We start from the raw sequence: 23803 nt of genomic DNA, 5'->3' as shown, positions 1-23803 counted from the left end.
GCTCACAAATCAAAATGTGGGAGGGGCTTACTCCCGATAGCGGCGCCCAGGTCTATTTACCGAGTGGGATTTTAGGCGCCCAGGTCAGCCACTCGTCTTCAAACTTGTCGAACAGCGGGAACGTTTGCTGCGGTCGCGCCGCACTCCCCATGCGCTCGCCATCGGGCGTGGCAAAGGCGATGCCGCCGGCGACCAGCGTCTCCAGGGACTCCGTCCGCACCGTCGCCCCCTTGAACAGGCCAAAGTCGAGACCAAAGCCGCTGGAGTTCCAGAAGCGGCTGCCGCTGCGTACCAGGGGAGCGTACTTGGGCTCGATCAGGATGTGGACCAGTACGCGGTCGGCGGTCTGGCCCAGCTCATATCCAGTCACTTTGCCCACGGTGACTTCACGGTAGGTGACCGGCACGCCTTCCTTCAACGAACCACGGCGCGCGGCACTGAGCACCAGGCTCAGGCCCGCCTCCTGGTGGGCGGTTTCAGGGGGTTGGTCCAGGGCGACAAAGCTCTTTTGTGGCCCGGCGTTTTTCACCGCAGGCTGTACTTCGATGTACTGCCCAGTGACCAGGGTTTCCAGGTTGGAGGTTTTCATCAGGCCCAGTTCAGGCTTGACCACCCAGAACTGACTGCCGACGCGCGCGATGCGGTCCGCAACTTGGGTGATACGCGCGCCGAGCAATACCGACTGCATATCGGCGCTCAAGTCGACGCTCTCGATCTTGCCCACATCCAGCCCTTTGAAACGAACAGGCGTGCCAGGACGCAGCCCATCGGCGCGGTCGACCTTGATGGTCACCAGGGTGCCATGCTGGTTGGCGGCCTCACGGTCGGCGAACAGGCGGAAACGTGGAATACGCTTTTTCAGCGGTACGTTCGGTTCCGGCGTTTCGAAGGCAATACCACCGGCCATCAAGCTGGCCAGGGATTCACTTTTCACTTGGATGCCGCCGGTGAGTCCGCCGGTCAAGGTAACGCCGCTGGCATTCCAGAAGCGCGTCGAACCGTTGACCAGATTGGCGTATTCCTTCTCGATGTGGACGCCGATCACCAGCTGTTTGTTCTTGCGCGAGAACTGATAGCTCTGCACCGAACCTACCTTGACCTGCTTGTAGAGAATCGGGCTGCCTACATCCAGGGACCCAAGGTTGTCAGTGAACAGCACCATGTGCAGGCCTGGCGAACGCAGATCCAATGGCGGGGCCTTGGCCCGGGCGACAAACTCACGCTGTGGCGCACTGCCTTTGTCGCCAGGGCGGATGGCGATGTAGTTACCTTTGACCAACGCTTCAAGCCCGGTGATACCGGCCAGGGAAATGGACGGTTTGACCACCCAGAACTGGGTGTCCTGCACCAGATAATCTTCGGCCAATGGGTCAAGGGTCAGCTCAGCATTGGCGCTGGACAGGTCTGGATCGATCTTCAGGGTTTTCAGGCTGCCGACCTGAATGCCTTTGTACATCACCGGGGTGCGTCCGGCCTGCAAGCCTTCGAAGTCGGTAAGTTTGACCTTGACCTTGATACCGGCTGCGGCAGCGTCGAAATCTTCGTACAGGCGGAACGGCAGGCTCGGATCAGTGGGGGGGCTGTCCTTGCGGTTCTCCGGCGTGGCGAAGGCGATACCGCCGGCAACGATACTGGCGAGGGACTCGCTGCGCACCTTCACTCCAGAGAGGTTGGCATCGATGCTGATGCCGCTGGCGTTCCAGAAACGCGTGTGTTTGCGCACCAGGTTGGCGTAGGTTGGTTCGATATAAACCTTGATTTCAACGGTGCTCTGGTCTTCGGACAGCAGGTAGCTTTTGACCTGGCCGACCTGGATCTGTTTGTAGAACACTGGGCTGCCACGGTTAAGCGATCCGAGACGGTCGGCCTTGATGGTCAGGTGCAGGCCGGGCTTGGCGTCGGATAATGGCGGCTCTTCGGAGAGGGCCTTGAATTTGCGTGTCGGCTCGCCGTCGCCTGGGCTGGCAGCGATGTAATTACCTGAGACCAAGGTTTCCAGGCCGGTGATACCGGCGAGGCTGACACTGGGCTTGACCAGCCAGAAGCGGGTGTTGGTCTTGAGGTATTGCTCGACGTCCTTGTTCATCTCGATGGTGGCAATCACCCCGCGATTGTTGCCCTCATCGTCAAGGGCCAAGGTCTTGACCTTGCCCACTGACATACCTTTGTAGACCACTTCGGTTTTGTTGGCCTGGATGCCTTCGCCACTTTCAAAACGCACTTGGATTTCAATGCCCTGCTGGGAATAGGCACGCCATCCCAACCAGCCACCAATGATCAGCGCAATCAGGGGAAGGACCCAAATTGCCGACCAATTCGAGGCCGGTCGGGTTTTAGCTTTAGGCAAATCACTCATGGTCGTCGTCCGACTCCGTGTTATCCCAAATCAGTCGGGGATCAAAAGTTACTGCGGCAAGCATCGTCAAGATCACCACACTGGCGAAGGCTGCTGCGCCGAGGTTGGCCTCGACGCTGGCAAGCCGCCCAAAGTTTACAACCGCCACCAGGATGGCGATCACGAAGATATCCAGCATGGACCAGCGGCCAATGAATTCGATAAATCGGTACATGATGATGCGTTGTTGCGCGGACAGCGGTTGGTGACGCTGCACCGAGAACAGTAGCAGACCAATGCCCACCAGCTTGAATGTCGGCACCAGAATACTGGCAATGAACACCACGGCGGCGATGGGGAACATCCCGTGCTGCACCAGTTGGATGACACCCGACATGATGGTACTGGGATCACCCTGGCCAAGGGAGTTGATGGTCATGATCGGTAGCAGGTTGGCGGGAATATATAAAATGGCCGCGGTGATCAGCAATGCCCATGTGCGCGTGAGGCTGTTGGGACGGCGGGCATGGATCAGCGCACCACAACGGCTGCAGGATTGCTCATCGGCATCCGGCTCTTGCTTGTTCAGTTCGTGACATTCGGTACAAATCAGAATGCCTGCATCAATCGCCCGCATGATCATCTTCTCCTGACAGTGCTTGCCAGATCTGGTGCGGCGACATCACCACCTCAAGCAGAACCTGAACCATTAATAGGCTGACAAAGCAGGCTAGCCCCAGACCGATTGTGATAGAAGCCATATCTGCGAGTTTTACGATCGCTACCAACACCCCCATCAAATAGACCTCCAACATCCCCCAGTCCTTCATATGATGGTAGATGCGGTACAGCAACAGCCCGTAACTGCGGCCCATCTTCCAGCGAATGCTGAGCAACACTGCCAGTTGGCAAAGCAGCTTGAGCAAGGGAATACCCATGCTGCACAGGAACACCACGGCGGCAACGCCTTGCATGCCGGTATCGAACAAACCGACAACACCACTCCACACGGTGTCCTCAGAGGATTGCCCGAGTAGATTGAGCTGCATGATGGGTAAAAAGTTCGCGGGGATGTACAGCAACAGCGCGGCGAGCACGAGGGCAAGGCTGCGCTCAACGACATTGTGGCGGTGAGCGTAAAGCTCGTATCCGCAACGCGGGCATTGGGCCTTTTCGCCAAGGGCAAGCGTTGGTTTGCGCATCAGCAAGTCGCACTCATGACATGCAACCAGGTCGTCCAGTGGTAAATCCGACACCTTGAGGGTATCAACCGGGTCGGGCATAGATAGGGCTCTGACTCTAAAAAAGGTTAGGTGCCTATTCTAGTGGTCTGGTTCAGAAATAACTGTGCAAATTTGTCGGGCGATTGGGGGCAAGTATAGGAATTGGAGCCGGAGGCGGTGTGCCCGACGGTGCGCGTCAGCGTTATCGTGCTGCATGAGCACGCTTGCGCCTGCGCTTTTCGATCGCCCAAAACAAAACCCCATCTGCTTTCGCAAATGGGGTTTCGGAATTTAATCTTGACGATGACCTACTCTCACATGGGGAAACCCCACACTACCATCGGCGATGCATCGTTTCACTACTGAGTTCGGGATGGGATCAGGTGGTTCCAATGCTCTATGGTCGTCAAGAAATTCGGGTACTGAGTCGTGGCCAGTTGGCCTCGCTTCAGCAAATTGGGTATGTGATAGCTTTCGGTGTTTTGTGAACTTCGAACTTTCGGTTCGTTTCGTCTTCACACACCGCAATCTGGTGCCTTTTCAGGTCAGCAAATTGCTTGGGTGTTATATGGTCAAGCCTCACGGGCAATTAGTATTGGTTAGCTCAACGCCTCACAGCGCTTACACACCCAACCTATCAACGTCGTAGTCTTCGACGGCCCTTCAGGGGACTCAAGGTCCCAGTGAGATCTCATCTTGAGGCTAGTTTCCCGCTTAGATGCTTTCAGCGGTTATCTATTCCGAACATAGCTACCCGGCAATGCCACTGGCGTGACAACCGGAACACCAGAGGTTCGTCCACTCCGGTCCTCTCGTACTAGGAGCAGCCCCTCTCAAATCTCAAACGTCCACGGCAGATAGGGACCGAACTGTCTCACGACGTTCTAAACCCAGCTCGCGTACCACTTTAAATGGCGAACAGCCATACCCTTGGGACCGGCTTCAGCCCCAGGATGTGATGAGCCGACATCGAGGTGCCAAACACCGCCGTCGATATGAACTCTTGGGCGGTATCAGCCTGTTATCCCCGGAGTACCTTTTATCCGTTGAGCGATGGCCCTTCCATACAGAACCACCGGATCACTAAGACCTACTTTCGTACCTGCTCGACGTGTCTGTCTCGCAGTCAAGCGCGCTTTTGCCTTTATACTCTACGACCGATTTCCGACCGGTCTGAGCGCACCTTCGTACTCCTCCGTTACTCTTTAGGAGGAGACCGCCCCAGTCAAACTACCCACCATACACTGTCCTCGATCCGGATAACGGACCTGAGTTAGAACCTCAAAGTTGCCAGGGTGGTATTTCAAGGTTGGCTCCACGCGAACTGGCGTCCACGCTTCAAAGCCTCCCACCTATCCTACACAAGCAAATTCAAAGTCCAGTGCAAAGCTATAGTAAAGGTTCACGGGGTCTTTCCGTCTAGCCGCGGATACACTGCATCTTCACAGCGATTTCAATTTCACTGAGTCTCGGGTGGAGACAGCGCCGCCATCGTTACGCCATTCGTGCAGGTCGGAACTTACCCGACAAGGAATTTCGCTACCTTAGGACCGTTATAGTTACGGCCGCCGTTTACCGGGGCTTCGATCAAGAGCTTCGCGTTAGCTAACCCCATCAATTAACCTTCCGGCACCGGGCAGGCGTCACACCCTATACGTCCACTTTCGTGTTTGCAGAGTGCTGTGTTTTTAATAAACAGTCGCAGCGGCCTGGTATCTTCGACCGGCATGGGCTTACGGAGCAAGTCCTTCACCCTCACCGGCGCACCTTCTCCCGAAGTTACGGTGCCATTTTGCCTAGTTCCTTCACCCGAGTTCTCTCAAGCGCCTTGGTATTCTCTACCCAACCACCTGTGTCGGTTTGGGGTACGGTTCCTGGTTACCTGAAGCTTAGAAGCTTTTCTTGGAAGCATGGCATCAACCACTTCGTCATCTAAAAGATAACTCGTCATCAGCTCTCGGCCTTAAGATCCCGGATTTACCTAAGATCTCAGCCTACCACCTTAAACTTGGACAACCAACGCCAAGCTGGCCTAGCCTTCTCCGTCCCTCCATCGCAATAACCAGAAGTACAGGAATATTAACCTGTTTTCCATCGACTACGCTTTTCAGCCTCGCCTTAGGGACCGACTAACCCTGCGTCGATTAACGTTGCGCAGGAAACCTTGGTCTTTCGGCGTGGGTGTTTTTCACACCCATTGTCGTTACTCATGTCAGCATTCGCACTTCTGATACCTCCAGCAAGCTTCTCAACTCACCTTCACAGGCTTACAGAACGCTCCTCTACCGCATCACTTACGTGATACCCGTAGCTTCGGTGTATGGTTTGAGCCCCGTTACATCTTCCGCGCAGGCCGACTCGACTAGTGAGCTATTACGCTTTCTTTAAAGGGTGGCTGCTTCTAAGCCAACCTCCTAGCTGTCTAAGCCTTCCCACATCGTTTCCCACTTAACCATAACTTTGGGACCTTAGCTGACGGTCTGGGTTGTTTCCCTTTTCACGACGGACGTTAGCACCCGCCGTGTGTCTCCCATGCTCGGCACTTGTAGGTATTCGGAGTTTGCATCGGTTTGGTAAGTCGGGATGACCCCCTAGCCGAAACAGTGCTCTACCCCCTACAGTGATACATGAGGCGCTACCTAAATAGCTTTCGAGGAGAACCAGCTATCTCCGAGCTTGATTAGCCTTTCACTCCGATCCACAGGTCATCCGCTAACTTTTCAACGGTAGTCGGTTCGGTCCTCCAGTTAGTGTTACCCAACCTTCAACCTGCCCATGGATAGATCGCCCGGTTTCGGGTCTATTCCCAGCGACTAGACGCCCTATTAAGACTCGCTTTCGCTACGCCTCCCCTATTCGGTTAAGCTCGCCACTGAAAATAAGTCGCTGACCCATTATACAAAAGGTACGCAGTCACCCAACAAAGTGGGCTCCCACTGCTTGTACGCATACGGTTTCAGGATCTATTTCACTCCCCTCTCCGGGGTTCTTTTCGCCTTTCCCTCACGGTACTAGTTCACTATCGGTCAGTCAGTAGTATTTAGCCTTGGAGGATGGTCCCCCCATATTCAGACAAAGTTTCTCGTGCTCCGTCCTACTCGATTTCATGACTAAGAGATTTTCGCGTACAGGGCTATCACCCACTATGGCCGCACTTTCCAGAGCGTTCCGCTAATCTCAAAGCCACTTAAGGGCTAGTCCCCGTTCGCTCGCCACTACTAAGGGAATCTCGGTTGATTTCTTTTCCTCAGGGTACTTAGATGTTTCAGTTCCCCTGGTTCGCCCCTTACACCTATGTATTCAGTGTAAGGTAACCATCTTATGATGGCTGGGTTCCCCCATTCAGACATCTCCGGATCAAAGTCTGTTTGCCGACTCCCCGAAGCTTTTCGCAGGCTACCACGTCTTTCATCGCCTCTGACTGCCAAGGCATCCACCGTATGCGCTTCTTCACTTGACCATATAACCCCAAGCAATCTGGTTATACTGTGAAGACGACATTCGCCGAAAATTCGAATTTCTCAACTAAGAGAACTCACAAATTTTACCTTAGCCTGATCCGTTACCAGTGAAAGTAACGTTCAGTCTATCTTTCTATCACATACCCAAATTTTTAAAGAACGATCTAATCAAAGACTAGAAATCAACATTCACCATCGCAGTGATGGAATGCTCATTTCTAAGCTTTCAACGTCTAGAAGCAGTAGTGGTGGAGCCAAACGGGATCGAACCGTTGACCTCCTGCGTGCAAGGCAGGCGCTCTCCCAGCTGAGCTATGGCCCCGTATTTCTACAGGCGTTTCCCACACAAAATTGGTGGGTCTGGGCAGATTCGAACTGCCGACCTCACCCTTATCAGGGGTGCGCTCTAACCAACTGAGCTACAGACCCAATTTCGGGCTGCTTCTTTATCGTCTTCTTCAATGAATCAAGCAATTCGTGTGGGAACTTATGGAGCAGCTGATGTCGTCGATTAAGGAGGTGATCCAGCCGCAGGTTCCCCTACGGCTACCTTGTTACGACTTCACCCCAGTCATGAATCACACCGTGGTAACCGTCCCCCCGAAGGTTAGACTAGCTACTTCTGGTGCAACCCACTCCCATGGTGTGACGGGCGGTGTGTACAAGGCCCGGGAACGTATTCACCGCGACATTCTGATTCGCGATTACTAGCGATTCCGACTTCACGCAGTCGAGTTGCAGACTGCGATCCGGACTACGATCGGTTTTATGGGATTAGCTCCACCTCGCGGCTTGGCAACCCTCTGTACCGACCATTGTAGCACGTGTGTAGCCCAGGCCGTAAGGGCCATGATGACTTGACGTCATCCCCACCTTCCTCCGGTTTGTCACCGGCAGTCTCCTTAGAGTGCCCACCATAACGTGCTGGTAACTAAGGACAAGGGTTGCGCTCGTTACGGGACTTAACCCAACATCTCACGACACGAGCTGACGACAGCCATGCAGCACCTGTCTCAATGTTCCCGAAGGCACCAATCTATCTCTAGAAAGTTCATTGGATGTCAAGGCCTGGTAAGGTTCTTCGCGTTGCTTCGAATTAAACCACATGCTCCACCGCTTGTGCGGGCCCCCGTCAATTCATTTGAGTTTTAACCTTGCGGCCGTACTCCCCAGGCGGTCAACTTAATGCGTTAGCTGCGCCACTAAGAGCTCAAGGCTCCCAACGGCTAGTTGACATCGTTTACGGCGTGGACTACCAGGGTATCTAATCCTGTTTGCTCCCCACGCTTTCGCACCTCAGTGTCAGTATCAGTCCAGGTGGTCGCCTTCGCCACTGGTGTTCCTTCCTATATCTACGCATTTCACCGCTACACAGGAAATTCCACCACCCTCTACCATACTCTAGTCAGTCAGTTTTGAATGCAGTTCCCAGGTTGAGCCCGGGGATTTCACATCCAACTTAACTAACCACCTACGCGCGCTTTACGCCCAGTAATTCCGATTAACGCTTGCACCCTCTGTATTACCGCGGCTGCTGGCACAGAGTTAGCCGGTGCTTATTCTGTCGGTAACGTCAAAACAATCACGTATTAGGTAACTGCCCTTCCTCCCAACTTAAAGTGCTTTACAATCCGAAGACCTTCTTCACACACGCGGCATGGCTGGATCAGGCTTTCGCCCATTGTCCAATATTCCCCACTGCTGCCTCCCGTAGGAGTCTGGACCGTGTCTCAGTTCCAGTGTGACTGATCATCCTCTCAGACCAGTTACGGATCGTCGCCTTGGTGAGCCATTACCTCACCAACTAGCTAATCCGACCTAGGCTCATCTGATAGCGCAAGGCCCGAAGGTCCCCTGCTTTCTCCCGTAGGACGTATGCGGTATTAGCGTCCGTTTCCGAACGTTATCCCCCACTACCAGGCAGATTCCTAGGCATTACTCACCCGTCCGCCGCTCTCAAGAGAAGCAAGCTTCTCTCTACCGCTCGACTTGCATGTGTTAGGCCTGCCGCCAGCGTTCAATCTGAGCCATGATCAAACTCTTCAGTTCAAACATCTTTGGGTTTTTAAGAAACCCTAAACTTGGCTCAGCAATCGTTGGTTACATCTTTGATTTCTCGCGGAGTAACTTGTGATGCTGATAATCTTGTTGACTATCAGTCTGACTCCACAAGCACCCACACGAATTGCTTGATTCAGTTGTTAAAGAGCGGTTGGTTAAGATCTTTCGTCTCAACCGAGGCGCGCATTCTACAGCAGCCTCATTTGCTGTCAAGTGATTATTTTCAGAAGTTTTCAAAGTTTCCTTTGTAACTTCAACCACTTGCGCTTCCGATCTCTCGTTAGCGGGAGGCGAATTCTACAGCGTTACACGCTGCTGTCAACACCTCTTTTTCTCCGCTTTCGACCGAGAGGATCGAAACGTTAATAGAGCCAAACGACACTGCTCTACCAACTCCTTCTGGGCTTCGATGAACTGAAGCAGGCCGCTGTCGAATCTTGCGTAACTCTTTGTTTACCAAGGAGTTTTCCGTTTCGACTGCGCCGGAAGTGGGGCGAATTATAGACTTCCAGAATCTGCCGTCAACACCTATTTTCATATTTCTGTCATATCGATCAAAAAAGCCTCAAATACACGAAAGCCGGCCCCAAGGGGCCGGCTTTCAACGCTTATTACAAGCTAGGAAACGCAAACTGCGACGCTTCATGACTGGCCCGTTGCGGCCAACGCTGGGTAATCGCCTTGCGACGTGTGTAGAAACGCACCCCATCCGGACCATAAGCATGCAAGTCACCGAACAGCGAACGCTTCCAACCACCAAAGCTGTGATACGCCACCGGCACCGGCAGTGGCACGTTCACGCCGACCATCCCCACTTCAATCTCGTCACAGAACAGACGCGCCGCCTCCCCATCACGGGTGAAGATGCAGGTACCGTTGCCGTACTCGTGATCGTTAATCAGCTGCATCGCAGCTTCCAGGCTATTCACCCGAACCACGCACAGCACCGGCCCGAAGATCTCTTCTTTATAGATACGCATCTCGGGCGTCACGCGATCGAACAAACTGCCGCCCAGGAAGAACCCCTCTTCATGCCCGGCAACACTCAAGCCACGACCATCAACTACCAGTTCAGCGCCCGCAGCCACACCGTCTTCTATATAGCCACTGACCTTATCCCGCGCCTGCCCTGTCACCAGCGGCCCCATATCCAGCCCGCAGGAGGTGCCCGCACCGATCTTCAGCGCCTTGACCTGCGGCACCAGCTTGGCGATCAATGCATCCGCCACCTGGTCACCCACGCACACGGCCACCGAGATCGCCATGCAACGTTCACCGCACGAACCATAGGCCGCCCCCATCAAGGCACTGACCGCATTATCCAGGTCCGCATCCGGCATCAGCACCGCATGGTTCTTCGCCCCGCCCAGTGCCTGCACGCGTTTGCCACGTTTGGTCGCTTCGGCATAGATGTACTCGGCAATCGGTGTCGAGCCGACGAAGCTCAGCGCCTTGACTTCCGGCGCCTCGATCAACGCATCCACCGCGCCCTTGTCACCGTGCACCACGCTCAGCACACCTTTAGGCAGGCCAGCCTCCTGCAACAGTTGCGCGATCAGCAACGTCGAGCTTGGATCACGCTCCGACGGCTTGAGGATGAAGCAGTTGCCGCAAACGATCGCCAGCGGATACATCCACAGTGGCACCATCGCCGGGAAGTTGAACGGTGTAATGCCTGCCACCACGCCCAACGGCTGGAAATCCGACCAGGCATCAATGTTCGGCCCGACATTGCGGCTGTACTCGCCCTTGAGAATCTCCGGCGCCGAGCACGCGTACTCCACGTTCTCGATCCCACGCTTCAACTCACCGGCGGCGTCTTCCAGCGTCTTGCCATGCTCTTCGCTGATCAACTGCGAGATACGTGCTTCGTTCTGCTCCAGCAATTGCTTGAAACGAAACATCACCTGGGCACGCTTGGCCGCTGGCGTATTCCTCCAGGCCGGAAATGCTGCCTTGGCCGAATCGATTGCGCTCTGAATAGTCTCGCGGCTGGCCAACGGCACCTGGTGAATCACCTGGCCAGTGGACGGGTTGTACACATCGGCAGTGCGACCGGTCTCGCTGACCAACTGGCCATTGATCAAATGCTGGATAAGGCTCATGCAGGGCTCCTGAAAAGTTGTTCTATATAGAAGGAGAAATCAGTCGATCTTGTTCAGCACTTCGCCGACCGCATCAAACAGACGATCCAGGTCCTGCGGCTTGCTGTTGAAGGTTGGCCCAAACTGCAGGGTGTCCCCACCAAAGCGCACGTAGAAGCCGGCTTTCCACAAAGCCATGCCGGCCTCGAATGGACGCACGATCGCATCACCATCACGCGGGGCAATCTGGATCGCACCGGCCAGGCCATAGTTACGAATGTCGATTACGTTCTTGCTGCCCTTCAAGCCGTGCAGCGCATTCTCAAAGTGTGGCGCGACTTCAGCCACGCTCTGCACCAGGTTTTCCTTCTGCAGCAGATCCAGTGCCGCCAAGCCAGCGGCACAGGCCACCGGGTGCGCCGAATAGGTGTAGCCGTGGGGGAACTCCACTGCGTACTCCGGCGTCGCCTGGTTCATGAAGGTCTGGTAGATCTCGCTGCTGGCAATCACTGCGCCCATCGGGATCGCGCCGTTGGTGACTTGCTTGGCGATGCACATCAAGTCCGGGGTCACGCCGAAGCTGTCCGCACCGAACATCGAGCCGGTACGACCAAAACCGGTGATCACTTCATCGAACACCAACAGGATGTTGTGCTGGTCGCAGATTTCACGCAGGCGCTTGAGATAACCCTGTGGCGGCACCAGCACGCCAGCGGAACCGGCCATCGGCTCGACAAACACTGCCGCGATGTTCGACGCGTCATGCAATTCGATCAGCTTGAGCAGCTCATCGGCCAAGGCGATACCGCCCTGCTCCGGCATGCCGCGGGAAAAGGCATTGCTGGCCAGCAAGGTGTGAGGCAGATGGTCGACATCCATCATCGCCTGGCCAAACAGCTTACGGTTGCCGTTGACGCCGCCCAGGCTGGTACCGGCGATGTTCACACCGTGATAACCACGGGCACGCCCAATCATCTTGGTCTTGGTCGCCTGGCCTTTCAGGCGCCAATAGGCGCGCACCATTTTCACCGCCGTGTCGGCGCACTCGGAGCCGGAGTCAGTGAAGAACACGTGGTTCAGGTTGCCTGGGGTCAGGTCGGTGATCTTTTCCGCCAATTGGAAGGACAACGGATGACCGTATTGAAAGCCCGGCGAGTAATCCAGGGTACCCAGTTGCTTGGCGACGGCTTCCTGGATCTCCTTGCGCGTATGCCCGGCGCCGCAGGTCCACAGCCCCGACAACGAATCGTAAACCTTGCGCCCCTTGTCATCGGTCAACCAGCTGCCTTCGGCGGCCACGATCAGGCGCGGGTCGCGCTGGAAGTTACGGTTGGCGGTGTAAGGCATCCAGTGCGCGTCCAACTTCAGTTGGCTGGCCAGGGACGATGGGGCGTTTTCGGGCATGTTCATCAGCAAAACCTCGCAGGGCAACAGGCAGCGTCGGGATTGAAAAAGCGTTGTTGCAGCTAAATTGCCACGGGGATAAAGTCGGTGAAATTCAACTCTTCTAACCTTCAGTCAGGGATTCACTAAACTATGAGCAGTCGCCGACCCGATCCCCTGGCTCAAGTCAGTGACTTCGATATTCGCCTGCTGCGTATCTTCCGCAGCGTGGTGGAATGCGGTGGCTTCTCGGCGGCGGAAACCGTGCTGGGCATCGGGCGCTCGGCCATCAGCCAGCAAATGAGCGACCTGGAGCAACGCCTCGGGTTAAGGCTGTGCCAACGCGGGCGCGCCGGTTTCTCCCTGACCGAAGAAGGCCGCGAGGTCTACCAATCGGCCCTGCAACTGTTAAGTGCCCTGGAAAGCTTTCGCACCGAGGTCAACGGCCTGCACCAGCATTTGCGCGGCGAGTTGATCATTGGCCTCACCGACAACCTGGTCACCCTGCCCCACATGCGCATCACTCACGCCCTGGCGCAGTTGAAGGAGCGCGGTCCGGACGTGCAAATCCAGATCCGCATGATCGCGCCCAATGAAGTGGAACAAGGCGTACTCGACGGGCGCCTGCATGTCGGTGTGGTGCCCCAGGCCAGTGCATTGTCCGGCCTGGAATACCAACCGCTGTACAGCGAACGCTCACTGCTCTACTGCGCGGTTGGCCATCCCCTGTTTTATGCCGACGACAAGCAACTGGACGACGAACGTATCAACACCCAGGACGCCATCGCCCCCACCTTTCGCCTGCCCGCCGAGATCCAGGCCCACTACCAGGCACTCAATTGCACTGCCAGCGCTTCGGACCGCGAAGGCATGGCGTTCCTGATCCTGACCGGCCGCTATATCGGCTACCTGCCCGACCACTACGCCAGCCTCTGGGTGCAACAAGGCCGACTACGCGCGTTGAAATCGGCTACACGCTTTTACGATTTGAGCCTGGCTTCGGTCACGCGCAAAGGCCGTCGCCCCCATTTGGTGCTGGAAAGCTTCCTGGAAAGTCTGGCGGCAACACGGTAATTCGGGCTCCACACAAAAAGCTGAGCAACTGGACAGCTTTTTGCAAGGGCACTGGGACCTAGAACCGTCCGCCTCGAGTTTGCCCGCCATGCCACCAGAATCTTCCAGCCCCAGTGACCTGATCTACGGCCTCAATGACCGCCCAAAACCCTTAGCGGCGATATTGGCCGCCCTGCAACATGTACTGGCGGCCTTCGTCGGTATCATCACTCCGCCGCTGATCATCGGCTCCACCCTGGGCCTCACCGCCCACCTGCCCTACCTGATCAGCATGGCGCTGATGGTGTCCGGTGTCGGCACATTCATCCAGGCACGCAGGCCATTTGGCATCGGCGCCGGCATGATCTGCCTGCAAGGCACCAGCTTTGCGTTTCTGGGCGCGGTGTTGTCGGCCGGGTTCCTCGTGAAGCAACGCGGCGGTAGCCCGGAAGACATCATGGCGATGATCTTCGGTGTGTGCTTTTTCGGCGCAGCCGTCCAGATCGTACTGAGCCGATTTATCGGTCAATTGCGTCGAGTAATCACGCCGCTGGTCACCGGGATTGTCATCACCCTGATCGGCATCAGCCTGATCAAGGTTGGGATCACCGACCTGGGCGGCGGCTTCAACGCCCCCGATTTCGGCGCGCCCACCAACCTGGCGCTGGGCCTGTTCGTGGTATTGACCATTATCCTGCTCAACCGCTCGAATACCCCATGGGTGCGCCTCTCGGCGATCATCATCGGCCTGGCCCTTGGCAGCATAGCCGCCTGGTTCAGCGGCAAGCTGGTGCCCCAAGCCCTGCCCGACCTGCCCTTGATCAGCGTGCCGATGCCGTTCCGTTTCGGTTTCAACTTCGACTGGAGCGCCTTCCTGCCGATCGCGCTGATTTATCTGATCAGCAGCATCGAAACCGTGGGCGACCTTACCGCCAATTGCATGATCGCCCGCCAGCCCATCAGCGGGCCTTCCTATATAGGCCGGCTCAAAGGTGGCGTGCTGGGGGACGGCGTCAGTTGCATGATCGCCGCGACGTTCAGTGCGTTCCCCAACACGACCTTCGCCCAGAACAATGGCGTGATCCAACTCACCGGCGTCGCCAGCCGTTACGTTGGCTTATACATCGGTGTCGTGTTGTTTTGCCTCGGCCTGTTTCCGCTGATCGGCGCGGTACTGCAGCAGATCCCCAAGCCGGTATTGGGTGGTGCAACCCTGGTGATGTTTGGCAGCGTGGCAGCGGCCGGCGTGCGCATCCTGGCGCAGGCACCGCTGGACCGACGCAGCATGCTGATCATCGCCACCTCCTTTGGCGTGGGCCTGGGCATTGCCGCCCAACCCAACCTGCTGCACTTGATGCCAACCCTGGTGCAAAACCTGTTCGACTCGGCCATCACCAGCGGCGGGCTGACGGCCATCGTGTTGTGCCTGCTGCTGCCGGAAGCCAAGGCGGGCACCGCTGCCGCAAACCACGGGCCAGAAAGCGACACTCTGGAACCGCTTTGACGCTTTTATTGCATCAGGACTTGTCTGAGGCTTGAGGGTGGGTTATCTGTGCACACGTCGTCTCTATCGATCAGCACGGAAACCTCCATGAGCCTCGAAGTTCCTGCCCACAGCAACCCCGCCGGGAAGCCCGCCAGCCGTATTCGGCAAAAGAACGAACAAGCGATTCTTCAAGCGGCTGAAGATGAATTCGCGCGCCATGGCTACAAGGGCACCAGCATGAACACCATTGCTGCCAGTGCCGGGTTGCCGAAAGCCAACTTGCACTACTACTTCACCAACAAGCTGGGCCTGTATATCGCGGTGCTCAGCAATATCCTCGAACTGTGGGACAGCACCTTCAACGCGCTGACCGCCGAGGACGACCCTGCGGTGGCACTCACGCGCTACATCCGCACCAAGATGGAATTCTCGCGGCGCCAGCCGCAGGCCTCACGCATCTTCGCCATGGAGATCATCAGCGGCGGCGAATGCCTGACCGAATATTTCAGCCAGGACTACCGCGCCTGGTTCAGCGGCCGGGCCGCGGTATTCCAGGCCTGGATCGACGCCGGCAAGATGGACCCCATCGACCCCGTGCACCTGATCTTCCTGCTGTGGGGCAGCACCCAGCACTACGCCGACTTCGCCACCCAGATCTGCCGCGTCACCGGTCGCACCAAACTGACCAAGCAGGATATGGAAGACGCCGGCACCAACCTGATCCACATCATTCTCAAAGGCTGTGGCATCAAGCCTGCCTTCTAGACGACGAAACTTATGCCTTTCACGCTTACCGGCCTTTGCGAATTTCGTGAAGAAATACGCAAAAGCCGCTTCATCACACTCGCAGCACCGATCACCAGCCCACAAGAAGCCCAAGGGTTTATCGAGCAGCACAGCGACCTGAACGCCACACACAACTGCTGGGCCTGGAAGCTGGCCGATCAGTACCGCAGCAACGACGACGGCGAACCCGGCGGTACGGCGGGCCGGCCGATCCTGGCGGCGATTGAAGCCCAAGGTTTTGATCAGGTCGTGGTGCTGGTGATTCGTTGGTATGGCGGCATCCAGTTGGGCACTGGTGGATTGGCCCGTGCCTACGGCGGCGGCGCGAATAAATGCCTGCAAACGGCCGAACGTATTGAATTGATCAGCCGGGTACCGCTCAGTTGCGCCTGCGGATTCTCCGAACTGAACCTGGTCAAGCTGCGCGTCGCCGAACTCGGCGGCTTGGTCGTGGAGGAAACCTTCACCGCCAATGGCGTGGAATTACAACTGGCCCTGGGCGAACTGCAGATCGAGACCCTGCAAATCCAGCTCGCCGACTTAAGCCGTGGGCGCATCCTGCTGCAACGCTGAAACTGCCCACATCTACTGTGCACCTGCCTGTGGATAAGCTGAGCACATTCGTCTGTAACCCCTCTGTCACAAGGGTTTGCGGGCATTGATCAGTTTTTGTTCAAGCTAGCCGGTCCAAGCCAATCTCACTCCAAAACAGTCAGTTAGGCTGCTTATGGCCTTTAGAACAAAGGAGCGCAGCGCTTATATCCACAGCCGTGGCTTGCGCACAATAACTGTGGAGCAAGCTGTGGATAACCCGTGCAAGAGTACACAGGTCGCACGCCGTGCAATGCTCGGCGCAAACTGTACGTTTTTTGATCAGCAAGGCCCGCTCCTTTTTTTCGACGCCTGCGGTAAGGTGGTGCGCTGAATTCCCTGAATCGCGTCTGAAAAGGAAGCTCTTCATGTCTACGCCAAAAACCGCACTGATCATCGGCGCCTCTCGCGGGCTGGGTCTTGGCCTGGTCCAGCAACTGCTCCAGGACGGCTGGGACGTGACCGCCACCGTGCGTGACCCGAACAAGGCCGATGCACTGAAAGCCGTTGGCCCGGTTGAGATCGAGAAACTCGACATGGACGATCAGCAAGCCGTGATTGCCCTGAGCCAGCGCCTCAAGGACCGCACCTTCGACCTGCTGTTCGTCAACGCCGGCGTCAAGGGCCCCGCCAACCAGGAGCCCGGCCACGCCACCCTGGCGGAAGTCGGCCAGCTGTTTTTCACCAACGCCGTGGCGCCGATCAACCTGGCCCAGCGCTTTGTCGGACAGATCCGCAAGGACAGTGGCGTGCTGGCCTTCATGAGTTCGGTGCTGGGCAGCGTCACCATTCCCGATGGTTCAGACCTGGCGTTGTACAAAGCCAGCAAGGCCGCACTCAACTCGATGACCAACAGCTTTATCACCCAACTCGGCGATCAAAAATTGACCGTGCTGTCCCTGCACCCAGGCTGGGTAAAAACCGACATGGGCGGCGAAAACGCGCACATCGATGTCGCCACCAGCGTACGTGGCCTGGTCGATCAGGTGAATGCCTACACCGGCAAAGGCGGCCATCACTTTGTGGACTACCGGGGCCACACCATTCCTTGGTAAGCCGCGATCAAAGGTGGGAGCGCGCTGGCTCGCGATGAACTCGAAAGCCGCGCTTTCCTACAGCTAGACCAGATCCAGAACTACACGTAATCTACCCACCTCGCCCTCCCCGGCGACCCTGGATCAGCAGACAGGGCAACACTGAGCTGGCAAACCTGAACCCATCATTCAGAGGAGCCGGCCAATGCCTGCGACCCGTACCTGGTTAAAAAACCCCCGCGCGATTTTCACTGCCAATGGCCTCGATGCCCGTGGCGGCCTGGTGCTGCAAGACGGTGTGATCACCGAAGTGCTGGGCATAGGGCAAGCACCTGCGCAGCCCTGTGCACAAGTATTCGATGCCCGCGAGCATGTGGTTCTTCCAGGGTTGATCAACACCCATCATCACTTCTATCAAACCCTGACCCGTGCCTGGGCGCCGGTGGTCAACCAGCCGCTGTTTCCATGGCTGAAGACCTTGTATCCGGTATGGGCGCGACTGACCCCGGAAAAGCTCGCCCTCGCGTCCAAAGTTGCGCTGGCGGAGTTACTGCTTTCAGGCTGCACCACGGCGGCTGACCACCACTACCTGTTCCCCGACGGCCTGGAAAATGCCATCGACGTGCAAGTCGAAACGGTGCGCGAACTGGGTATGCGCGCCATGCTCACCCGCGGTTCCATGAGCCTGGGCGAAGCCGACGGTGGCCTGCCGCCGCAACAGACGGTGCAAGAAGGCTCTGTCATCCTGGACGACAGCCAACGCCTGATCCGCCAGTACCACGAACGCGGCGAGGGCGCGCAGATCCAGATCGCCCTCGCGCCCTGCTCACCGTTTTCCGTCACCCCGGAAATCATGCGCGCCAGCGCCGAACTGGCCGAGAGCCTCGATGTACGCCTGCACACTCACCTGGCGGAAACCCTCGACGAGGAAGATTTCTGCCTGCAGCGCTTCGGCCTGCGCACCGTGGATTACCTCGACAGCGTCGGCTGGCTCGGGCCGCGCACGTGGCTGGCACATGGCATTCATTTCAACCCGGACGAAATCGCGCGCCTGGGTGCCGCCGGCACCGGGGTCTGCCACTGCCCAAGTTCGAACATGCGCCTGGCTTCCGGTATTTGCCCGACCCTCGACCTGCTCGCGGTCGGCGTGCCCATCGGCCTGGGCGTGGACGGCTCGGCCTCCAACGATGCCTCGAACATGATCCTCGAAACTCGCCAGGCGCTGTACATCCAGCGCCTGCGATACGGCGCGCAAAAAATCACACCCGAGGGCGTGCTGGGCTGGGCAACCAAAGGGTCGGCACACCTGCTGGGCCGTACGGACATCGGTGAATTGGCCGTGGGCAAACAGGCCGACCTCGCGCTGTTCAAACTGGATGAGCTGCGCTTCTCCGGCAGCCACGATCCGATTTCAGCGCTGCTGTTGTGCGGCGCCGACCGCGCGGACCGGGTAATGATCGCCGGCAAATGGCGGGTGATCGACGGACAGGTCGAAGGCCTGGACCTGAAAGGCTTGATCGCCGATCACAGCCAGGCGGCGCGGCGGCTAATCGCCGGAACCTAAGTCAAACACGGGTCAGAATGTGGGAGGGAGCTTGCTCCCGATGGTGGTGTTTCAGTCGGCACATGTACTGGCTGATCCACCGCTATCGGGAGCAAGCTCCCTCCCACATTGGGTGCTTACAAGCCCAACATCGACAACATGATAAACGTCGCAAACAACACAAAATGGGTCATCCCTTCGATGGCGTTGGTTTCGCCATCGTTGAGGTTGATCGCGCTGACGATCAGCGTGATCAGCACCATCACCGTTTGCACCGGCGTCATCGCCATCTGGAACGGCTGCCCGGTGTAGAGCGCCATGGCCTCCATCACGGGCACCGTCAGGATCACCGTCGACAACGATGCCCCCAGCGCAATATTCACCACCGACTGCATGCGGTTGGCCAACGCGGCCCGCAACGCCGTCAGAATTTCCGGTGCCGCCGAGATAGCGGCGACCACGATCGCCGTGACCACCGGCGGAGCGCCCGTGCCTTCCAGGCCGAGGTCGAGCGTCTTGGACATCACCTCGGCCAGCGCACCGATCACAATCACGCCAAACACCAGGGTGCCGATGGAGAACGCCAGGTTCACCGGCGGCGCCTCTTCCTCCGGCAATTGCTTGCGACGCTTTTCCGGGTAGCTGTAGCTGAAGAAGTAACTGTGCGGGCCCACCTGCATGCGCAGGAACAAGGTGTACAGTACCACCATCGCGCCGATGGTGAATGCAGAGTAAATTTTCCAGTCCGCCTCAGGGATAAACTCCGGCACCACCATCGACACGCCCATGGCAGTGAGGATCATCACGCTGTAGGTCCGCGCCGAATCATCGTTGTAGGACTGTTCGCCGTGCTTGATCCCGCCCATCAGCGCGGCCAGGCCGAGGATGCCGTTGATGTCGAGCATCACCGCCGAATAGATGGTGTCGCGCACCAGCGTGGGAGACGGTTCGTTACTCATCATGATCGCCAGGATCACCACTTCCACCAGCACGGCGGCCAGGGTCAGGATCATGGTGCCGTAGGGGTCGCCCACCTTTTCCGCCAGTTGCTCGGCATGGTGGGCAACACGCATGGAGGCGACCACGATAAAGCCGATCAGCACCAGGCCGGCCAGCAGCGCGACCATTTGCCCGCTGTGGAGCATCCAGTGCTCCAGCGGATAGGCGGCGATGGCGGCAATCAGCGCCAGCAGCATGAATTTTTCTTGCTTGAGGGATGTGAGCATTCCGGGCCTTTTAGTGCGGCAGATCAGTCATTGATGGGGTACAGACTGCGCCAAGCCGCTAACGTTTCGTTACACCTTAGTTCACGTCGCCCTTGCGTGAATCAAACCAATACTCTCCTGCTGGTCAGGTTTTGCCGATTATTTCAGCCATGGCCTGTAGAATGCCGCCATTGCACCTGATGAGATTTTAGAAATGTACGATTGGCTCAACGCCCTGCCCAAGGCTGAATTGCACCTGCACCTGGAAGGCTCGCTGGAGCCGGAGTTGCTGTTCGCCCTGGCCGAACGCAACAAGATTGCGCTGCCGTGGAACGACGTCGAAACCCTGCGCAAGGCCTATGCCTTCAACAATCTGCAAGAGTTTCTCGACCTGTATTACAAGGGCGCCGACGTGTTGCGCACGTCCCAGGATTTCTACGACCTGACCTGGGCCTACCTGCTGCGTTGCAAGGCGCAGAACGTGATTCACACCGAACCTTTCTTCGACCCGCAGACCCATACCGACCGTGGTGTGCCGTTCGAAGTGGTGCTCAACGGCATCGCCGCGGCGCTTAAAGATGGCGAGCAACAATTGGGCATCACCAGTGGTTTGATCCTCAGCTTCCTGCGCCACTTGAGCGAAGCCGAAGCCGAGAAAACCCTCGACCAGGCCCTGCCGTTCCGCGATGCGTTCGTGGCCGTCGGCCTGGACAGTTCGGAAATGGGCCACCCGCCGAGCAAGTTCCAGCGCGTGTTCGACCGCGCTCGCCACGAAGGCTTCCTCACGGTGGCCCACGCCGGCGAAGAAGGCCCGCCGGAGTACATCTGGGAAGCCATCGACTTGCTGAAAATCCAGCGCATCGACCATGGCGTGCGCGCCATCGAAGACGAACGCCTGATGCAGCGCATCATCGACGAGCAGATCCCGCTGACCGTATGCCCGCTGTCCAACACCAAGCTCTGCGTGTTCGACGACATGGCCCAGCACAACATCCTCGAGATGCTCGAACGTGGCGTGAAGGTGACGGTGAACTCGGACGACCCGGCGTACTTCGGCGGCTATGTCACCGAGAACTTCCACGCGCTGTACACCTCCCTGGGCATGACCCAGGACCAGGCCAAACGCCTGGCGCAAAACAGCCTGGATGCGCGGCTGGTCAAACCGTAACCCGCACTCACTGGATGAATGCAGGCTGGATGTGGGAGGGGCACCGCTCCTCCCACAGTGGTTGCGTGTTGCGCTTTAGATTTCGGCGAGTTCCTCAAGCGTCTTGCCCTTCGTTTCCATCCCGAACACCCATACCACCAGCGCGGCCACCGCAAAACACAGCGCCCCCAAGGCAAACACCCCGCCCTGGCCGGTGATCGGGAATACCAACCCCGTCACCAACGGCCCCAGCAACGACCCGACCCGGCCAATTGCCGATGCAAACCCGGAGCCCGTCGCGCGCGCCGAGGTGGGATACAGTTCCGGCGTGTAGGTGTACAACACCGCCCACATGCCAAACAGGAAGAACTGCATCAACAGTCCTGACGTAATCAGCAGGCCAACGTTGCCGCCAAACACTGCGCTCTGCCCATACAGGAACGCCATCACCCCGCCGCCCAGCAACGTCACGACGCACACCGGCTTGCGCCCCCAACGCTCCACCAGCCAAGCCGCCATCAAGAAGCCGGGGATCCCGCCCAGGGAAATGATCACGGTGTAGTACACCGACTGGGTCACGGCAAAACCCGACTGCTGCAACAGCGCACTCAACCACGAGGTCAACCCGTAGAAGCCGAGCAAGGCAAAGAACCACACGCTCCAGATCATCATCGTGCGTTGGCGGTACTGCGCCGACCACAATTGCTGAAACGCCGAGAAAAAATTCCCCGGCGCGCTCTCCACCCGTGGCAGGCGGATGGGCTGCGGCAAGTCAGCACGGCCCAGGGAGTCACGCACCTTTTGCTCGATGCCCAACAGCACCTTGTCTGCCGCCTCAGTTCGCCCGGCCTGCTCCAGCCAGCGCGGTGACTCCGGGATAAAAAACCGGATCGCCAACACGAAGACCGCCGGCACGGCCAGCACCAGGAAGATGTCGCGCCAGCCAATCACCGGCAACAAGAAATAACTCAGCACGCCCGCCGCCACAAAGCCCAACGGCCAGAACCCATCCATCAAGGCGATATAGCGCCCGCGCCGTTTGGCCGGAATCAGCTCCGAGAGCATCGACTGCGCGATGGGAAACTCCATGCCCATGCCTATGCCCAGCAGGATGCGAAACAACGTCAGCGTCTCCACCGTCTGCGCGGTGGAACACAGGTAGCTGGCAATGCCCCACAACACGATGCTCCACTGGAATACCGGCTTGCGCCCGAAACGATCCGCAAGCATCCCGGACAACGAAGCGCCCACCACCATGCCGAAGAAACTCGAACTGGCGAGCAAGCCGGCCTGTGCCGTGCTCAGGCCGAACTCGGCTTTGATCGAGCCTAGAAGGAAAGTCATCATCGCCAGGTCCATGGAGTCGAAGAAAAACGCCAGGGCGATGATGATAAAGATGACTCGGTGGTAGCCACTGATGGGCAACCGTTCCAATCGCTCTGCCGCGCTATAGCCTTGCTTACCCATACCGCACCCCCTGTGTGGAAATCCCCTCAGCGAGTGTGCGGCATCGTTTTTCCCGATTATTGCTGGATGCGACCTGACCGAAACTCTGAACGACCCTGCTACCGCGCAAACCGAAACTAGTGCCCATGGGAGGCAGCCAAACGGGTGATTTCCACCAAGCCGGTATCGCTCACCAGCAACGTCAGGGAATCATTGAGCGCGTTGATCCAGTTCGACTGCATGAACAGTTGCAACAGCCCCGCCCCCAACGCGCCCCCAAGGTGGGGTTGCTGCTGGCTCCAGTCGAAACAGTCGCAGACCAGCGGAGACGCCAAGGCCTGGGTGAAAATGCCCAGGCCCGCCAGGTGCTGCGCGCCTTTAACGGTCACCTCGATACGCTGCTCGTGACGCTCGATCCACCCTGCCGCCAGCATCCGTTGATACAACGCCGCCGCCAGTTCACCGCCCAGGTGGCCATGGCACAACCGTGCGCGGCGCAACAGCGGTGGCGCCACCAGTGCCACCGGTAATGCATTCGGCGTAGTACGCACCGCACTGGCCATGGTGGTACTGGCCAGGGCATCGATGGCGGTGGTGACATCGGCGGCGGCCACGCGAAACAGCCGTTTGCCGCGACGCGCCTCGACCCGCAGCAAGCCGCTGCCGGCCAGGCGCGCCAGGTGCGCATTGGCCGACGCCGGTGACAGCCCGGCGAGTGTCGCCAACTCATCCGCAGACTTGGTCGATCCGTCCATCAACGCCCAGAGCATTGCGGTGCGTTTGGGCTCGGCGAGCAAGCTGGCGATCTGGCTGATGCAAGGTGCCTGTTCCATCGTTTCACTCCCTGTTAAATCATATGTCTGCTGCGGTTGGCGCCAAAGTATAGGTGCGCAAACAGCCGGTTCCGCGGCGTCCGACAGCTCAGAACAGGACAGGACCTGAGTGAAGTTTCCTGCTTTGCTGGA

At 57.8% G+C, this 23803-nt stretch carries 15 protein-coding genes, 2 tRNA genes and 3 rRNA genes; 7 read left to right on the top strand and 13 right to left on the bottom strand.

What is annotated here, in order from left to right; genetic code table 11:
- Positions 1–52 precede the first annotated feature (52 nt).
- The 10 genes from P2T68_RS04830 to P2T68_RS04785 form a co-directional block, all read right to left on the bottom strand.
- Positions 53–2356 carry an MlaD family protein gene (locus P2T68_RS04830; RefSeq protein WP_069075246.1) on the bottom strand — a complete coding sequence of 768 codons (2304 nt, stop codon included), beginning with the start codon at positions 2354–2356 and terminating at the stop codon, positions 53–55.
- Positions 2349–2972, bottom strand: a complete 624-nt coding sequence (locus tag P2T68_RS04825; RefSeq protein ID WP_024073211.1) for a paraquat-inducible protein A — start codon at positions 2970–2972, stop codon at positions 2349–2351. Before P2T68_RS04825 ends, P2T68_RS04830 begins: the two co-directional genes overlap by 8 nt.
- Entirely contained in the window at positions 2959–3618 is a 660-nt protein-coding gene (locus P2T68_RS04820) for a paraquat-inducible protein A (protein WP_069075247.1), read from the bottom strand. Before P2T68_RS04820 ends, P2T68_RS04825 begins: the two co-directional genes overlap by 14 nt.
- 235 nt (positions 3619–3853) lie before the next feature.
- A 5S ribosomal RNA gene (gene rrf / locus P2T68_RS04815) occupies positions 3854–3969 on the bottom strand.
- A gap of 157 nt (positions 3970–4126) precedes the next feature.
- Positions 4127–7018: ribosomal RNA gene (locus tag P2T68_RS04810) — 23S ribosomal RNA — on the bottom strand.
- Between the two features lie 247 nt (positions 7019–7265).
- Positions 7266–7341, bottom strand: a tRNA-Ala gene (locus tag P2T68_RS04805).
- Between the two features lie 30 nt (positions 7342–7371).
- Positions 7372–7448, bottom strand: a tRNA-Ile gene (locus P2T68_RS04800).
- An 83-nt stretch (positions 7449–7531) separates the two neighbouring features.
- A 16S ribosomal RNA gene (locus P2T68_RS04795) occupies positions 7532–9068 on the bottom strand.
- The 16S, 23S and 5S rRNA genes sit together here with 2 tRNA genes alongside, the layout of an rRNA operon.
- A gap of 623 nt (positions 9069–9691) precedes the next feature.
- Entirely contained in the window at positions 9692–11185 is a 1494-nt protein-coding gene (locus tag P2T68_RS04790; RefSeq protein WP_069075173.1) for a CoA-acylating methylmalonate-semialdehyde dehydrogenase, read from the bottom strand.
- 39 nt (positions 11186–11224) lie between these two features.
- Positions 11225–12574: an aspartate aminotransferase family protein gene (locus P2T68_RS04785; protein ID WP_003188272.1), complete on the bottom strand. Its 1350-nt coding sequence runs from the start codon at positions 12572–12574 to the stop codon at positions 11225–11227.
- A gap of 126 nt (positions 12575–12700) precedes the next feature.
- Between P2T68_RS04785 and P2T68_RS04780 the strand changes: the two genes are divergently transcribed.
- From P2T68_RS04780 to P2T68_RS04755, 6 genes are all read left to right on the top strand, one after another.
- Positions 12701–13621: a LysR family transcriptional regulator gene (locus tag P2T68_RS04780; protein WP_024073208.1), complete on the top strand. Its 921-nt coding sequence runs from the start codon at positions 12701–12703 to the stop codon at positions 13619–13621.
- A gap of 88 nt (positions 13622–13709) precedes the next feature.
- Positions 13710–15104: a nucleobase:cation symporter-2 family protein gene (locus tag P2T68_RS04775; protein WP_024073207.1), complete on the top strand. Its 1395-nt coding sequence runs from the start codon at positions 13710–13712 to the stop codon at positions 15102–15104.
- Between the two features lie 87 nt (positions 15105–15191).
- Entirely contained in the window at positions 15192–15851 is a 660-nt protein-coding gene (locus P2T68_RS04770) for a TetR/AcrR family transcriptional regulator (RefSeq protein ID WP_024073206.1), read from the top strand.
- 12 nt (positions 15852–15863) lie between these two features.
- Complete coding sequence (locus tag P2T68_RS04765; RefSeq protein WP_024073205.1) at positions 15864–16445, top strand: YigZ family protein; 582 nt, start codon at positions 15864–15866, stop codon at positions 16443–16445.
- A 386-nt stretch (positions 16446–16831) separates the two neighbouring features.
- Positions 16832–17518, top strand: coding sequence for an SDR family oxidoreductase (locus P2T68_RS04760; protein ID WP_277379111.1), 687 nt, complete (start codon positions 16832–16834; stop codon positions 17516–17518).
- Positions 17519–17702: 184 nt separating this feature from the next.
- Positions 17703–19061 carry an 8-oxoguanine deaminase gene (locus P2T68_RS04755; protein WP_277379110.1) on the top strand — a complete coding sequence of 453 codons (1359 nt, stop codon included), beginning with the start codon at positions 17703–17705 and terminating at the stop codon, positions 19059–19061.
- 116 nt (positions 19062–19177) lie between these two features.
- Here P2T68_RS04755 and P2T68_RS04750 read toward each other — a convergent pair whose 3' ends face one another.
- Positions 19178–20266, bottom strand: coding sequence for a calcium:proton antiporter (locus P2T68_RS04750; protein WP_024073202.1), 1089 nt, complete (start codon positions 20264–20266; stop codon positions 19178–19180).
- A gap of 193 nt (positions 20267–20459) precedes the next feature.
- Here P2T68_RS04750 and P2T68_RS04745 point away from each other — a divergent pair, with 193 nt between their 5' ends.
- Positions 20460–21413 carry an adenosine deaminase gene (locus P2T68_RS04745; protein ID WP_024073201.1) on the top strand — a complete coding sequence of 318 codons (954 nt, stop codon included), beginning with the start codon at positions 20460–20462 and terminating at the stop codon, positions 21411–21413.
- A gap of 75 nt (positions 21414–21488) precedes the next feature.
- On the opposite strand, the gene P2T68_RS04740 is transcribed toward P2T68_RS04745, so the two are convergent.
- Entirely contained in the window at positions 21489–22859 is a 1371-nt protein-coding gene (locus tag P2T68_RS04740; RefSeq protein ID WP_024073200.1) for an MFS transporter, read from the bottom strand.
- Positions 22860–22975: 116 nt separating this feature from the next.
- Positions 22976–23671 carry a helix-turn-helix transcriptional regulator gene (locus tag P2T68_RS04735; protein WP_024073199.1) on the bottom strand — a complete coding sequence of 232 codons (696 nt, stop codon included), beginning with the start codon at positions 23669–23671 and terminating at the stop codon, positions 22976–22978.
- Between the last annotated feature and the right edge of the window lie 132 nt (positions 23672–23803).

The organism is Pseudomonas sp. G11 (genome assembly GCF_029457515.1).
In the GTDB taxonomy this organism is placed as follows: Bacteria; Pseudomonadota; Gammaproteobacteria; order Pseudomonadales; family Pseudomonadaceae; genus Aquipseudomonas; species Aquipseudomonas gorinensis.
Note: the sequence above shows the minus strand (reverse complement) of the source record. Positions and strands in the feature narration are given on the sequence as shown.